Origin of the sequence: Microvirga ossetica (genome assembly GCF_002741015.1) — a bacterium.
GTDB classification, from domain to species: domain Bacteria; phylum Pseudomonadota; class Alphaproteobacteria; order Rhizobiales; family Beijerinckiaceae; genus Microvirga; species Microvirga ossetica.
Map to the genome: position 1 here is coordinate 666,535 of NZ_CP016617.1, position 14,728 is coordinate 681,262.

10 protein-coding genes and 1 pseudogene are annotated in these 14,728 nt (G+C 62.4%); 5 read left to right on the top strand and 6 right to left on the bottom strand.

Annotation, left to right across the window (positions count from 1 at the left end; genetic code table 11):
- Positions 1-461 precede the first annotated feature (461 nt).
- Positions 462-1,709: a threonine synthase gene (locus BB934_RS31015; RefSeq protein ID WP_418294788.1), complete on the top strand. Its 1,248-nt coding sequence runs from the start codon at positions 462-464 to the stop codon at positions 1,707-1,709.
- A gap of 417 nt (positions 1,710-2,126) precedes the next feature.
- Here BB934_RS31015 and BB934_RS31020 read toward each other — a convergent pair whose 3' ends face one another.
- From BB934_RS31020 to BB934_RS31030, 3 genes are all read right to left on the bottom strand, one after another.
- Entirely contained in the window at positions 2,127-2,879 is a 753-nt protein-coding gene (locus BB934_RS31020; protein ID WP_099513734.1) for an ImuA family protein, read from the bottom strand.
- A 254-nt stretch (positions 2,880-3,133) separates the two neighbouring features.
- A complete protein-coding gene (dinB, locus tag BB934_RS31025) occupies positions 3,134-4,282 on the bottom strand; it encodes a DNA polymerase IV (protein ID WP_099513735.1) in 1,149 nt (382 codons plus the stop codon).
- Between the two features lie 72 nt (positions 4,283-4,354).
- The gene (locus tag BB934_RS31030; RefSeq protein ID WP_237050505.1) at positions 4,355-6,433 is read right to left on the bottom strand and encodes an ATP-dependent helicase; all 2,079 of its coding nucleotides are present in this window, start codon (positions 6,431-6,433) and stop codon (positions 4,355-4,357) included.
- Positions 6,434-6,602: 169 nt separating this feature from the next.
- Here BB934_RS31030 and recA point away from each other — a divergent pair, with 169 nt between their 5' ends.
- The 3 genes from recA to BB934_RS49520 all read left to right on the top strand — a co-directional run bounded on the left by recA (position 6,603) and on the right by BB934_RS49520 (position 8,892).
- On the top strand, positions 6,603-7,643 hold the full coding sequence (gene recA / locus BB934_RS31035) for a recombinase RecA (RefSeq protein WP_099513737.1): 1,041 nt from the start codon (positions 6,603-6,605) through the stop codon (positions 7,641-7,643).
- Positions 7,644-7,750: 107 nt separating this feature from the next.
- Complete coding sequence (locus BB934_RS49515; RefSeq protein WP_237050394.1) at positions 7,751-8,380, top strand: hypothetical protein; 630 nt, start codon at positions 7,751-7,753, stop codon at positions 8,378-8,380.
- Positions 8,377-8,892: a DUF1612 domain-containing protein gene (locus tag BB934_RS49520; RefSeq protein WP_237050395.1), complete on the top strand. Its 516-nt coding sequence runs from the start codon at positions 8,377-8,379 to the stop codon at positions 8,890-8,892. The genes BB934_RS49515 and BB934_RS49520 overlap by 4 nt, the downstream gene beginning before the upstream one ends.
- Before the next feature lie 559 nt (positions 8,893-9,451).
- Here the strand turns inward: BB934_RS49520 and BB934_RS31050 are convergent.
- The 3 genes and pseudogenes from BB934_RS31050 to BB934_RS31060 form a co-directional block, all read right to left on the bottom strand.
- On the bottom strand, positions 9,452-10,024 hold the full coding sequence (locus tag BB934_RS31050; protein ID WP_099513738.1) for an NADPH-dependent FMN reductase: 573 nt from the start codon (positions 10,022-10,024) through the stop codon (positions 9,452-9,454).
- Positions 10,025-10,143: 119 nt separating this feature from the next.
- A pseudogene (locus BB934_RS31055) lies at positions 10,144-10,491 on the bottom strand (glutathione S-transferase C-terminal domain-containing protein); the annotation flags it as partial.
- Between the two features lie 442 nt (positions 10,492-10,933).
- On the bottom strand, positions 10,934-12,562 hold the full coding sequence (locus BB934_RS31060) for an adenylate/guanylate cyclase domain-containing protein (RefSeq protein ID WP_157934424.1): 1,629 nt from the start codon (positions 12,560-12,562) through the stop codon (positions 10,934-10,936).
- A 370-nt stretch (positions 12,563-12,932) separates the two neighbouring features.
- On the opposite strand from BB934_RS31060, the gene BB934_RS31065 reads away from it, so the two are divergent.
- A complete protein-coding gene (locus tag BB934_RS31065) occupies positions 12,933-14,726 on the top strand; it encodes an adenylate/guanylate cyclase domain-containing protein (RefSeq protein WP_099513741.1) in 1,794 nt (597 codons plus the stop codon).
- Positions 14,727-14,728 lie beyond the last annotated feature (2 nt).

A 14,728-nucleotide genomic window follows, 5' to 3' on the forward strand; every position in this document is an offset into this window, starting at 1 on the left:
AGGGCCAGCCCGGGCGCGCCATGGAGATTTTTTAAAGCGCCGCGATAGGCGAAATGTATCTTGGCAAACGCCCTCACATGATCGAGGTTTCCCCGCCTCACTGTCTCTCGGTCGGGTGCTGGATCACGTACTCTTAGCGAATTTGGCCGACGAGGCCCGCATTTGGCACGTCTCGGAAGTAAACCGAATGTCAGCCCTGGTAGGGAATACCGGACGTTCCTAAAGGGCAGAGGATTTCAGAGTCTGGGCCGCGCCGGAATCGGCAGTGGAACCCGAGACACCTTGCCGAGGCATCTCGCAGACGGATTCGGGGGAGGTCCCAACGGCCTTGGTGCGCCAATGTGGAGATATTGAGCACCTCTTGAGGGAGGTGTTTAGCTGGTTGCCATATGGTCTAAGTTACCGCGAAGTGTGTCCCCATTCTGCATGACGCTGTGGCGTCGAAAGGCGATACCGTGAATATGAACACAAATCTGACCACTGAGCGGCCGACCTTCGTCACTCACCTTGAGTGCTCTTGGACGGGCGAGATCTATGAGGCGGACCAACCACATAACCTGTCTCGCGCAGGCAAGCCCTTGCTGGTTCGCTATGATCTGGACGGCGTTCGCGCCGCGCTCAGCAAGGAGACGGTGGCGGCACGACCCAACGACCTTTGGCGGTGGCGCGAACTGCTCCCGGTGCGCCGGGTGGCCGACATCATCAGTCTGGGTGAAGTGGCCACGCCGCTCATTCCTCTTACGCGGTCCTTGCAGGACCTAGGCGGAGGGGAGGTTCTCGTGAAGGACGAGGGTCGGCTTCCAACCGGATCCTTCAAGGCCCGCGGGCTTGTGATGGCCGTCTCCATGGCCAAAGCCTTTGGTCTCAAGCACTTGGCGATGCCGAGCAATGGCAATGCCGGGGCGGCTCTCGCCGCCTATGCGAGTCGTGCTGGCATCCGCGCTACTGTCTGCTGTCCCGAAGACACGCCCGAGATCAATCTCTCCGAGATCGCGCTGCAGGGAGGCGCGGTCTACCGGGTCAATGGACTGATTGACGATTGCGGCAAGCTCGTGGGGCAAGGTCGTGAAGTCACGGGATGGTTTGATGTCTCGACCCTGAAGGAGCCCTACCGGATCGAGGGCAAGAAGACGATGGGTCTGGAACTGGCCGAGCAACTCGGCTGGGAGCTTCCCGACGTGATCTTCTACCCCACGGGAGGCGGCACTGGTCTGATCGGCATGTGGAAAGCCTTCGCTGAACTGGAGGCCATCGGCTTTATCGGAAGCAAGCGACCCCGGATGGTCGCCGTACAGGCAGCCGGTTGCGCGCCCATGGTGCGCGCCTTTGAGGCTGGCGACGAGGCCGCAATTCGCTGGGAGGGGGCCCACACGATAGCATCCGGCATTCGCGTACCCCAAGCGGTCGGGGACTTTCTCATTCTCCGCGCTGTCCGCGATAGCGGTGGGTTCGCCATCGCCGTGTCGGATGAAGCGATCATGGCAGCAGTTGAGTCCGTGGCGCGAGCCGATGGCCTGTTGTTATGCCCGGAGGGGGGAGCAACCATGGCAGCCTATAAGCAGGCACTGGCCGACGGCCGGGTCCGGAAGGATGAGCGTGCCGTGTTGTTCAATTGCGCGACCGGACTGAAATATCCCATGCCTCCGGTCCATGCCTCGCTCGATCGCACCAAGCCGATCAACTTTGCGGGCCTCTCTGAGGCCGATTAAGAAATTGAGCCACAGGGGCTCTTCCATAGGCATGGATGGCAGAGCCCTTCCAGCTGACAGGGTCCCTCGAATGACCGACCAGAAGCCCATCATCCGTGGGGCAACGCTCACCCTGCATGCCGGTGCAGGGAAGCGGGACATCGGGGCACCAGCCTCGCCGCCGCCGGTGCTGGCGACGAGTTATTTCACGCACCCGGATGCGGTGGGCTTTTCCGCGAATGATCTCGGTGAGGCTGCCCCCACTTCTACACCCGCTTGCTTCTCAACACCTCCACTTTGGCACACCAAGGCCGCTCAGGCACGAGTGCCTGCGCCTGAGCGAGTGGCATACCGATGCGCAGCCCTAGACCATCCGCCGTTGCGTCCACGGCCGCAATCAGGCGGCGGGAACCCGTGGCACCCACGGTCACGAGCGGCTTATCGCGTGGCGGCTCGCCGAACCTGCGCCGGATCCGGTCGGTCGGCCAGGTCGGCAGGTAAAGCGAGACGACCCTTCGCATCGCAGGCCTCCAGGATCCAGGATCGGGGTTCAGCGCCACGGCAGCGCACAAGGTCGACCTGCCAACGGGCCCGGCCGAGGCCGGGAGCCGGTAGGCGTTCGGATTCCACTGGTGCTACGCGCCAACGGGTCGAAGCGGCGGTGGGCAGCCGGATCAGGTCCTTGTCGGCAACGGTCCACCAGCGCCGGAGCAGGAGAGCGGTGACACCCGAGGACTCCGCTGCCAGCTGCAGTCGGCGTGAGGCGGTGAGGCCGAGCCGCGTGACCTCGCCAACAACCGCTCCGAGGCCTTTCTCGTGCAGGCCCTCTTCGACGAGGGGCAGGATATCCCGGTCATGGAAGGTCTCGACATAGATAACGCGATCCGGATGCAACCCGGCCCGCAGCAGGCCAGGGGCGAAGAGGTCGCGCCGGGTCAGGCACCAGAGAACCGGTCCCTTGAGCCGTGCGGCAATGCCGGCCGTGAACAGGGTGGCGGCTCCGGCAAACTCGGAAGCCGCTCCTGCCTCGATGATCTCGTGCAGGGTGCCACGAGCCAAGCCATGGCCAGGAAGGTGTTCGTCGATGGGTGGCACGCCGAAGGGTAGGGGCCGGCGGCGCTGCGACCCGCGCTCGAGGTGCGCAATCTGCCGCCGTAACTCCGCGATGGCCTCCGGGGGCTTGGCATGCATGGGTCCTGCTCATGCGGGCAAGGCAGCGAGGCTCAAGGGGCGGATGGGCGATGAGGAACTTGGGGACACCGTCATGCTCCATGACTCACTGCTACAAAATGGAACAAAAAATGAACATGCTCCCACGGGCAGAGTCAACGTGAGAGGCCTAGCCAAGGGCTGTGGATAACGGGGAGGAACTGTGGCGCGGCCACAGCCAGAGGGGCATGAGCCGACTGTTCTGATGGGTTGAGGACCTACCGCGGCGCCAAACCTCAGAGCGCCAGAGTCAGTTGCGGGCTCTCGTGATCCTCATCCGCCCCGAGCGCCGAGAGGGTGATCCCAAGCAGGCGCACACCCTTCGACACAGGCAGCAGGGATTTCAGAAGCTCGATGCTTGCGTGTTCTAATGCCGCCTTACTATCCATCGGGGTCGCCAAGGATCGGCTGCGGGTGACTTGCTGGAAATCCGCATACTTGACCTTCAACGTGACCGTGCGTCCGCGGATGCCTGTCCCCTCGCAGTAACGCCAGACCTTGTCGACGATCGGCACGAGGCTTTGCTTCATCTCTTCGAAAGCAATCAGATCGTTCGAGAAGGTGTTTTCCGCTCCAACCGACTTGCGGATCCGGTTCGGCTGCACGGGACGGTGATCGACGCCACGGGAAATCCAGTAGTAGTAAGATCCGGCCTTACCGAATTGCTCCTGCAAGAACGGGAGGGTCTGGGATCGCAGGTCCAGGCCGGTCTGGATCGCCAGCCGGTTCATCTTTGCCGTGGTGGCAGGTCCGATGCCATGGAACCTGCCCACCGGCAGAGCCTCGACGAAGTCAGGACCCATCCGGGGTGTGATCACGAAGAGGCCATCCGGCTTTCGGTAGTCCGAGGCGAGTTTGGCCAGGAACTTGTTGTAGGACACGCCAGCTGAAGCCGTCAGAGCCGTCTGCTCGCGGATCTTCGCCCGGATCTCCTCTGCGATCCGCGTGGCCGATGTGACGCCTTTGATGTTCTCGGTGACATCGAGATACGCCTCGTCGAGCGAGAGCGGCTCGATGAGCGGCGTATATTCGGCGAAGATTGTGCGGATCTGCTGCGAGATCTCTCGGTACACATCAAAGCGCGGTGGCACGAAGATGAGGTCGGGACATTGGCGCCGCGCCATGGTCGAGGCCATAGCAGAGCGGACACCGAACTTGCGGGCCTCGTAGCTGGCAGCCGCCACGACGCCCCGCTCACCTGCTCCACCCACAGCTACGGGTTTGCCGCGCAGCTCCGGGTTATCGCGCTGTTCGACAGACGCAAAGAACGCGTCCATGTCGATGTGAATGATCTTGCGCTGCCGCCCAGTGAGCACCGACGGCTCGCCAAACGCGTGAGAGGCTCGCCTTTGAACTTCTTCCGGGTCGGGGGCTGGCCTTACCATTCGGCTATGACCTCCGCTTCGGCTCATTGGTGCCCGAGGTGGCAACGTGAGAATCCACCTCGGCAGCGCTGGCTATCGCCACATGCCACGCATCTTTGCGCCGACATCCACGCGAATGCTTTTTGTCGCAGCAGGTGAGATTGCTGGGTCCGGCACAGCCACGGGCCATGACACCCGTTCGAACAGCTTCAGGAGACTACTCGGGATAAAGCGGGTGCGGGCAGCGTAAACATGACGATCGCCCGTGGCGGGTTGTTGATGGGTGAAGAACCGCTGCGGCACGATTAGATGCAGGTGGTCCTTGGCCCGGGTCATGGCCACGTATAGGAGCCGCCGCTCCTCCTCGATCTCCGCCGTAGTGCCGGTGCCGAGATCGGACGGGATGCAGCCATCGACCACGTTCAGCACGAACACCGAATTCCATTCCTGGCCCTTGGCGGAATGGATGGTCGACAGAATCAGGTAGTCCTCATCGCGCAGAGGCACCCCAGCCTGATCGCTCGTGGCATCCGGCGGATCGAGTGTAAGCTCGGTCAGGAAGCGCTCGCGCGAGGGATAGCCTCCCGCAATCTGCTCCAACTGGATCAGGTCGGCTTTGCGGGTCGCGGCATCATCGTGCATACGCTCGAGGTGGGGCTCGTACCAGGTCCGCGCCTGCTCGAGTTCCGCCGGCCATCCTGCGGTGCCCGCGCGAAGCTGTGCAATCGCATTGACGAACGAGGGCCACTCGTCTCCCGCCCGGGGCGGGAAAGGCGCTTCCATGAGCGCTCCGATCGGATCGGCGGCGTCATGCATGCGATCGAGCACGCGCTGGGCCGAGGTGGGACCGACGCCGGGCAGAAGCTGCATCAGCCGGAAGCCGGCCACCCGATCGCGCGGGTTTTGGACAAACCGCAGCAGGGCGAGCAGGTCCTTGACGTGGGCGGCGTCGAGGAACTTCAGGCCTCCGAACTTCACGAAGGGTATGTTGCGGCGGGTCAGCTCCACCTCCAGCGGCCCGCTGTGATGCGAGGTCCGAAACAGCACCGCCTGCTGCTTGAGGCTGATGCCATTCTCGCGGTTCGCCAGCACCTGCTCGACCACATATCGGGCCTGATCGGTCTCGTCGCGGACGGCCACCAGCTGCGGCCGCTCACTGGAGGCGCGATCTGTCCAAAGATTTTTAGTGAAGCGCTCCGAGGCGAGCTCGATCACCGCATTGGCCGCGGCCAGGATAGGCTGGGATGAGCGGTAGTTGCGGTCGAGGGTGACGATCTCGGCCTGCGGGCTGAACTGAGAGGGGAAGTCGAGGATGTTGCGCACGGTCGCGGCGCGGAAGGAATAGATCGACTGGGCATCGTCCCCGACCACGGTCAGGCCCTGGCCGCTTGGCTTAAGGGCCAGCAGGATCGAGGACTGGAGCCGGTTGGTGTCCTGGTACTCATCGACAAGGACATGGTCGAAACGCCCACCGAGTTCGGTGGCGATTGACGGCTCGGCCACCATCTGGGCCAAGTAGAGCAGGAGATCGTCGTAGTCGAGCACGTTCTGGCGCTGCTTGGCTTCAACATAGGCGGCGAACAACTGCCGCAACTCGGCGGCCCAGCCGGCGCACCATGGGTATGAAGTACGTAGCACCTCCTCAAGAGCCGTCTCGGCATTCACGCAGCGGGAATAGATCGCCAGGCAGGTTGCCTTCGTGGGAAAGCGGCTCTGGGTGGTGGAGAAACCGAGTTCGTGCCGGACGAGGTTCATCAGGTCGGCCGAGTCCTCGCGGTCGTGGATCGAGAAGGCGGGGTCGAGACCGATTTCGGGCGCGTAGTCGCGCAGGAGCCTGGCGCCGATGCCGTGGAACGTCCCGGCCCAGGTGAGGGCGTCGGTCATCACGCCTGCGTTCTGGCCCAGAACTTGGCCCGCGATCCGCTCGACCCGACGCGCCATCTCGGCCGCGGCCCGGCGGGAGAAAGTCAGCAGGAGGATGCGGCGCGGATCAGCGCCGTTGACGATCAGATGCGCCACACGATGGGCCAGGGTGTTGGTCTTGCCCGAACCGGCTCCCGCGAAAACCAGAAGTGGCGCAGCCGAAAGTGAGCCATCGGCCAGGACACCGTGTTCGACCGCCTGACGCTGCCGCGGGTTGAGTTGGTTAAGGTAGGCAGGGTTCGCAGACACAGTCGAATCATTCCTCTCTAGGCTGATATAGATCCTCATTCCTGTTTTGTTCGCAATGGCTCAGCTTGTCGCCGCAGGACCAAGTCGCGACAATATGTTCTGTCTTTGTTCTTTCTTTCGCCACATAAATCCTTAGGGTCCGGCTCATCTGTTACGCACTGGATTTGGGATGACCACGGATAAAACAAAAGCAATCGAGACTGCCGTCAGCCAGATTGAACGAGCCTTTGGCAAGGGCGCCATCATGCGCCTTGGTGGCGATCAGGTTGTCGAAGTGGAGACGGTTTCCACCGGATCACTGGGGCTCGACATCGCTCTCGGGGTCGGCGGTCTGCCGCGCGGCCGGATCATTGAGGTGTATGGACCGGAATCGTCCGGAAAGACGACGCTCGCACTCCAGACCATCGCCGAGGCTCAGAAGAAGGGCGGCGTCTGCGGCTTCATCGATGCCGAGCACGCGCTGGATCCAGTCTATGCCCGCAAGCTCGGGGTGAACCTGGACGATCTTCTCGTCGCCCAACCGGACAACGGTGAACAGGCCCTCGAGATTGCCGATACGCTCGTGCGCTCGAGTTCTGTGGATGTCCTGGTCATCGACTCAGTGGCAGCCCTCACGCCTAAGGCCGAGATCGAGGGCGAGATGGGCGAGAGCCGTCCTGGTCTCCAGGCCCGCCTGATGAGTCAGGCGCTACGCAAGCTTACCGGTTCGATCAGCCGCACCAAGACGATGGTGATTTTCATCAACCAAATCCGCATGAAGATCGGTGTCATGTACGGAAGCCCAGAGACCACCACCGGCGGCAATGCGTTGAAGTTCTACGCCTCGGTCCGCCTCGACATCCGTCGCACGTCCACTCTGAAGGACCGCGATGAGCCGATCGGCAACCAGGTGCGCGTGAAGGTGGTCAAGAACAAGGTTGCTCCGCCCTTCAAGCAGGTCGAGTTCGACATCATGTTCGGTGAGGGCATCTCGAAGATGGGAGAATTGATCGATCTCGGCGTGAAGGCCAACGTAGTCGAGAAGTCCGGCGCCTGGTTCTCCTACGACAGCCAGCGCCTCGGACAGGGGCGTGAGAACGCCAAGACCTTCCTGAAGGACAATCCCGAGATTGCGGCCGAGATCGAAGGCAAGATCTGCCAGAATGCTGGTCTCCTGATCGCGGAGCTACAGGGCAACGATGACGTGGGCGCATCAGAGGATGCAGCCTGAGGACAACCCCTGAAGCAGAGCCCCTATCCCTGTGCGGCAGAGGGCTCTTCATTAAGCAGGAAAGTAAAAAGGCCGCCTCTTTGTAGGCGGCCTTCTCGCAATCTGAGTTGTCTAAGACGCTATCAAGCGGCCTCGGCAACCGGCGCCGGTCCGGCCTCATTCATGGCTCGCATATAGACGTCGAGCAGGCTGTCGTGCTCGTCGCACTCGAAATTAAATCATTCGACGCCCGGCTTGAGGCGTCCGGGCTAGCCGCCGGCTGGCAATCCCGGTGCGACATGAACGAAGCGGTGAGATCCCTTCTGCTTGACGGCCATCTGGTCGACATTGGCGATCTGGTGCTGCATGACGCTGGCATGGACGTGCGGAGCCCGACCCACGAACTCACGCGAGCTGCATCAGCTCTTCGGGCACGACGGACTGCAATGGTCAGGAAGGCGCCCTGGCCAATTTCCTATGACGGTTTGGCGGCCCTGCGAGGAATTGGGCCGGTGAAACCCGAAGAGCCGAAGCCCAAGGGCAAAAGGAAGGTCGATCCGGACGATGAGGAGGCCTATCCAGCCTTTGCCAACGATGCCGATCCGTGGGAAGCGCACTTTGCGGAAATCGACGCGCTGCTTGATCGGACGGACAAGGTTCTGGCCGGCGAAACCCGCTCCCGAAAAGCCGATCCCATCTCGTCTACGATCCGGATCAGGACGAGGCCGAGAATGAAGATGCCTGGCTTGATGTGGTGAAGCGGGTTTCCCACTGGCCGGCAGTCGCCGCGGCCGCCGTCGCCTGGGATGCCTGGCTCGATCTGAACCTCTACACCCGGCAACCATGGCTCGGATTGATCATGGCCGCGTCGATCCTCCGGGCTCGAGGGCTGACAACCCATCTCCTGCCGCTGGCCGCTGGGTTTAAGCAATCGAAATTCCGGCCGCAGGGCAGGGAAGGGATCCTGGAAAAGCTGCAGGGCTTCTGCCAGGTGCTCGAAGAGGCCGTTGAGATCGCCAACAAGGATCTGGAGAGGCTGATCCTCGCTCAACAACTCATGAACCGTGTGGCTGATAAATGCCGCAGCAATTCCATTCTGCCCGGGCTCGTGAACCTATTCCTGTCGCGCCCTCTGGTGACGGTGCCGCTGGGTGCGAAACTGCTCAAAGTGACACCCAAGGCCGTGGACCTGATGCTCCTGCAACTGGGCCGATCCCTGCCGAGGGAACTGACCGGCCGCCGGCGCTATAGGGCATGGGGGATCATCTAACTCCTGCTGACTTACCTGATCCGACTGCAGCAAATGCTGTCACCTCGTGCGACCTGAGTTTAAGAGCAGCTTTCCTCGGAGAACCGGACATTCCGGAAAGTCCGCAAATTTCGCCACCTGACCCAAAGGAGACCCTCGCTCGGTTTTGAGAGACGCAGACATGCACACGGTTGCGACAGGGAATGCGGGCGCTTGGTGGAATCCACCAGCGTCCTTAGCGATATACGGCTGCCAAATCGGGCTAGCGGTTGCCCGCGGCTGCTCCAACCGGGAGTGCCTCAGAGATGCGCGACACGTGCTCTGCCGACAGGCGCACTTGCAAAGCCCCCAAGTTTTCGCCCGGCTGGAGCGGAGTGGCACGCCGGAAAGCCGGCTCATTCACTTCGTCGCCGAAATCCCGTCCCGAAATTTGCGATTCTTCAGGCGATCCCAGCGAGGAGTATGACCTTCGCTGGTTTCCATCGATTGTTCCCGACCGAGATCGAACCCCGGCATGACGCTCAGAATGCCGACATCGCCGTGGGTCGAGGGCTGGCCTTGGGACATGCTCCCGAAGGTGTCAGGCGTCGCGGGGTAGAGCGGTGTAGACCCGCACGATAAACTGGTGGAACTCCGCCATGTAGTTCTTCAGGAACTCGGCCGTGGACTCGTTCGTGACCTCGCCCTCATCGGTGATCAGGCCCGGCGTGAACTGGATGTAGGCCTCGGGGGCGTTCATCTGCGGCGAGTTGCAGAAGCCGAGCACGCTGCGCAGGTGCTGCTGTCCTACGGCGGTGCCGATGGCGCCCGGCGAGGTACCGATCACGGCGGACGGCTTGCGCGTGAATGAGTTCTTCCCGTAGGGACGGCTCGCCCAGTCGATGGCGTTCTTGAGTGCGCCCGGGATCGAGCGGTTGTACTCGGGCGTGACGAACAGCACCGCGTCGACGGACGCGATGGCGTCTTTGAACGCTTTCGCCGTAGGCGGGTAATCCGCATCGTAGTCGTAGCTGTAGAGCGGAAGGTCCTTGATCGGAATCTCGGTGAACGTGAGGTGCTCCGGAGCGACGAGGGTCAGCGCCGTGGCGAGCTTGCGGTTGATCGAACCCTTGGCAAGGCTGCCGATCAGATAGCCGACTTTGAACGTGGTCATGGGATGCTCCTGGGTTCTGGCGGCTCCCGATCGGTTCCGCCTTGGTTGAGCCCCCATGACAACTCTTCTTTCTATGAGTTGGTTGTCACCCTTTGTGGTTTGGACCCACTTGGCCGGCATCAGGCCACTTTCCTCTCGGCACCTGCCAGAAAACGTTCAAATCCCAAAGCTGGTCCGAGCGGCACGATCCCGTTCGGGTTCAAGCTCTTGATTGAATAATAGCTGCGCTTGATGTGGTCGATGTTCACAGTGCCGGCAACCCCTGGGATTGCCAGCATCCGCTCGAGATGCGTGCTTAGGTTCGGGTACTCGGCGATCCTACGCAGGTTGCACTTGAACAGCCCATGATAGGCCGCATCGAAACGAACGAGCGTCACGAACAGGCGAATGTCCGTTTCCGTCAGGCGATTGCCGAACAGGAAGACACGGTCGGACAGTAGGGCCTCCACCTTGTCGTCCCGAGGGAAGGTTGGAGCGAATAGTGGCTCGTCAAATCAGGCCTCTACGCCGGGGGCATATGGTCAGTCCCGTGAAACTTGGGTGCAGTGCTGATGGAAACGCTCCGCAAGCCAGGCGCATCGATCTTCAACTCAGTCGCCCATTGAAGCTCAACGAGCATTTCTGGTTGGACGTTTGAACTCCCAAATGGCCGCAACAAGTGGTAAGCGGTCTTCTTGCGAAGTGCCGAAACCTACATCCTCAGGAGCCTTCACCCGGTCCAAGATCGATGGATCCATCGAGCATGCGCCAGACGCACTTTCGGACTGAAAGACGCCGTCACTCTGGTAGGCCGGCCTTTTCCAGTCCTGTGAGGTAGAGTTCACCCATCTTGGGATCGTGGGAACTGGTGCTTCGGGAGGTTCGAAGGCTAGAGGTGGGTTGCGCCTTCAGGAGTTCGGCGACAACCGCTTATGCCTCATCCATGCGGCCCAGATGGGCGAGAGCTGCGGCACGGTAACGGCGCGCGACATTGTGCGTCGGAACCTCGGCCAGGACCCGGCTGGTCAAGGTCACCGTCTCGTCGAAATGGCCTGCGAAGAAGTGTGCCGCCGCCAGACCAAGCATCGGGAAATAGCCTTTCGGGTCGACAGGGCTCAGGCGCCGCGCTTCTTCGAACTGCTCGATGGCCCGCAGACTGTCTCCCATGTAATGAAACACCCACCCGCAGAACGAGCGCACATGAACCGAGTTCGGATGAATGGCGAGCGCTCGGTTGGCCAGGTCGAGCGATTGTTCGAAGCGCACGCCCAGGGTTGAATAGGCCCAAGCCGCGACCGCCAGGACCGACGCGTTTTCAGGGTCGGCCGTGACCGCGCGTCCGGCCAACGCGCAGGCCTCAGCGGTGCTGGCCTGCTTGTCCGCGGCCCATCCGTTGACCACCATTCGGACGAGACATTCCGCGAGGGCCGCGAGCGCATCCCCATAGGTCGGGTCGAGAGCGACGGCTCTACGGAGCAGACCTTCGGCCTCCTCGAAACCGGCTCGTGTGTAGATGTTGATGGCCGGGAGCGCCCGCAGATACAAATCATACGCGTCGAGATTGTCGGTTGGTTTGCGCTGGGCCCGTTCGATCTCCGCCAACCGCAGGCTCGGCTCGACCGCAATCATGACACTTGTGGTGATGCGATCCTGGAGCTCGAAGATCTCCGAGATCTCGCCATCGAAGCGGTCCGCCCACAGGTGGGCGCCCGTGGCGGCCTCGAGGGGCTGCCCCGAGATTCGGACGCGCTGACCGGCCTTGCGGATCGAGCCTTCCAGGAGATAGCGGACGCCGAGGTCGCGGCCGATCTGGTGCGCATCGATGGCGTTGTTCTTGTAGGAGAAGGACGAGTTCCGGGCGATGACGAAGAGCCACCTGACCCGGCTCAGGGCCGTGATGATGTCCTCCACAATGCCGTCGGCAAAGTACTCCTGTTTAGGGTCGCCGCTCATGTTGCTGAACGGCAGCACGGCAATCGAGGGCTTGGTTGGCGAGCTGGGTGTCGGTCTCGCCGGTGACGCCGACGTGTGGCCACTGGCGTAAACCCTGACAGGCCGCGTGATGTTCTTGAGGGTCTGCTCGCCCCAATCCTGCCAGGCCAGCGCCAGCCTGCCTTGCAGCTCGTCATAAACCTTGGCCGAGATCACGATGCCGCCAGGAGAAGCCATGGGTTCAAGCCGAGCGGCGATGTTGATGCCGTCGCCATAGAGATCGCCGTCAGGACGGGCCACGACGTCTCCAAGGTTAATCCCGATCCGAAGACGAACCTGCTTGTCTTCCGGCTTGGCGGCTGACCGTTCTGAAAGCGTCTTCTGAACCTCATGAGCGCACGTCACGGCAGCGACCGCGCTGGCGAACTCGATCAGTGCACCGTCGCCGATCGTTTTGAACACCCGGCCACCATGGCGTGCGGCCGTCGCGATCAAGACGTCATGGAGGGCAGCGTGGATGGCAGCGAGCGCATAGGCTTCATCGGCTTCCATGAGCCGTGAGGACCCGACCACGTCCGCCGCCAGGATCGCGGCCAGCCGACGTTCCGCTCCTGCCGCAGCGCTCATAAGGCTTGCTCCACTCCCAACGGCAGTAAAGCAGACGGGTCTGCAACCGGCAAATTGATCCAGCCGTTCACACATGATCATCGAGGACCCGAAAGCACACCTGCTTGAGATCCGAGAAGGAGCGACAACGGAAGAGCTACGGGCGAACCCAAACGGCAGCGGTTGGCATGGAGACGACCTTAGCCGTACTTCTGCACCGCTTGGCTGAGCGGACCTCGTTCAGGTCAGCGATACTACCGAGCTTGACCCGGTGCTGACATTTGGCGCCAGCAGGCCAATTGCATTTAAGGTCGTCGCGGAGGCGCTGCTGAGCTATTGTTCTCCGGTTCTTCGGACGGACGCCCTACAGGTTCGAAGCGGCGGGGGATGGATGACATCGTCTCAAGCGGAACGCCGACTGGCGGCTATCATGGCAGCCGACGTGGTCGGCTACTCCCGTCTCGTCGAAGCTGATGAGGCTGGGACCCTCGCTGCCTTGAAGAGCCTGCGGCAGACGGTGCTGGAACCGCTCCTGGACGAACACCGTGGGCGCTTGGTCAAGCTGATGGGCGATGGTCTGATCGCGGAATTCGGGTCTGTGGTCGGGGCGGTGGCTTGCGCCAGGGCAGTCCAGATCCGATTGATTGACAGTCAGGAGACGATCCCCCCAGAGCGCCGCATCGTCCTGCGCATCGGCATCAATCTGGGCGACGTGGTCGTCGAGGGCGATGACCTCCTGGGCGACGGCGTCAACGTGGCGGCTCGTCTGGAGCAGATCTGTCCACCTGGCGGCATCCTGATCTCGGGAATGACTCATGACCAGCTCCCAGGCAAGCTGGACTGCCACTTTGAATACGCAGGTGAGCAGCGCCTCAAGAACATCGCGCGGCCCATCCGAGCCTACAGGATGATGCTCGACGGCACTTCCTCTCCGGACGTGGCTGGCGCGCGATTGGCCGACAAGCCGGCGGTCGCGGTGCTGCCATTCGAGAACATGAGCGGTGATCCCGAGCAGCTCTATTTCAGCGACGGCATCACCGAGGACATCATCACGGAGCTCTCGCGCTTCCGCGACCTGATGGTGATCGCCCGCAACTCCTCGTTTTCCTTCCGCGGCAAAAGCACGGATGTGCGCGAGATCGGCCGCGTGCTCGGGGCCGGGTACGTGGTCGAGGGCAGCGTCCGTCGCGCCGGCGGTCGCGTGCGCATCACGTCTCAGCTCGTGGAGACCGCGACTGGAGCACACCTCTGGGTGGAGCGGTACGACGGAGCCTTGGAGGACGTATTCGCGGTCCAGGAGGAGATCGCCCAGAGCATCACGGCAACGGTGGCCCAGCGGATCATCCAGGACAGCGAGGCGGCGGCCCGGCGGCGTCAGCCCGAGGACATCCGCGCTTACGAGCTCTTTCTTCAGGGCAACCGCCTTTCTGACGTGTTCACACCAGAGGCTCAGGCGCGAGCGCAGGCGTTCTTCGAACAGGCGCTCAGGATCGATCCCGGCTTCGCGCGTGCTCATACGGGACTCGCCTGGATCTATCTCAACCGTTCGGTCGCGGGCAGCGTCGGGGTGCCCCGGGAGCAGGACCAGAATCGAGCCATGGCGCTGCGCCAAGCGGAAGAGGCGCTCGCGAAGGACCAGAACGATCCGCGGGTTCATGCCACGCTTGGCTACATGTGCCTGATGTGGCGCGACTTCGGTCGGGCTGAGCGGCACATGGAGCTTGCCCGGACCATGAACCCAAACGATCCGCTGATCCAGATCTTTTGGGCCTGGATCCAGTCGTGCATCGGCAAGCCGGAACGGGCGCTGCCGGCGGCCGAAATGGCCGTCCGGCTCAACCCGTGCCATCCGGGCTGGTACAACTACTATCTCGCGCACATCCTGTTCCGGCTTGCGCGGTATCAGGAAGCGGCCGATCTTCTTGAGCAACTCACGGTGTCGCCGGGCCTGCACCCGCGCTACATGGCCCTGCGTGCGGCGGCTTGCGCGCACCTGGGGCGCATCGAGGAGGCGCAGCGCTGCGCCAGCATCTCTCTCGAGTCGGTCCGCAACCGTTGGCACGGCGACCCGGCTGCGGGTCCGAAGGAGTATGTCGACTGGCTTGTGGATGTCCTGTACCTGCGGCGGGCCGAGGACGCGGAATGGCTGCGCGAAGGTCTACGACGTGCCGGATTGCCGGCATGAGC

Bases quoted from the DNA above. Each gene is read 5' to 3' on its own strand.
- BB934_RS31015 (WP_418294788.1), top strand. From the start codon at position 462: ATGAACACAAATCTGACCACTGAGCGGCCGACCTTCGTCACTCACCTT.
- BB934_RS31020 (WP_099513734.1), bottom strand. From the start codon at position 2,879: ATGCATGCCAAGCCCCCGGAGGCCATCGCGGAGTTACGGCGGCAGATT.
- dinB (WP_099513735.1), bottom strand. From the start codon at position 4,282: ATGGTAAGGCCAGCCCCCGACCCGGAAGAAGTTCAAAGGCGAGCCTCT.
- recA (WP_099513737.1), top strand. From the start codon at position 6,603: ATGACCACGGATAAAACAAAAGCAATCGAGACTGCCGTCAGCCAGATT.
- BB934_RS31050 (WP_099513738.1), bottom strand. From the start codon at position 10,024: ATGACCACGTTCAAAGTCGGCTATCTGATCGGCAGCCTTGCCAAGGGT.
- BB934_RS31060 (WP_157934424.1), bottom strand. From the start codon at position 12,562: ATGAGCGCTGCGGCAGGAGCGGAACGTCGGCTGGCCGCGATCCTGGCG.
- BB934_RS31065 (WP_099513741.1), top strand. From the start codon at position 12,933: ATGACATCGTCTCAAGCGGAACGCCGACTGGCGGCTATCATGGCAGCC.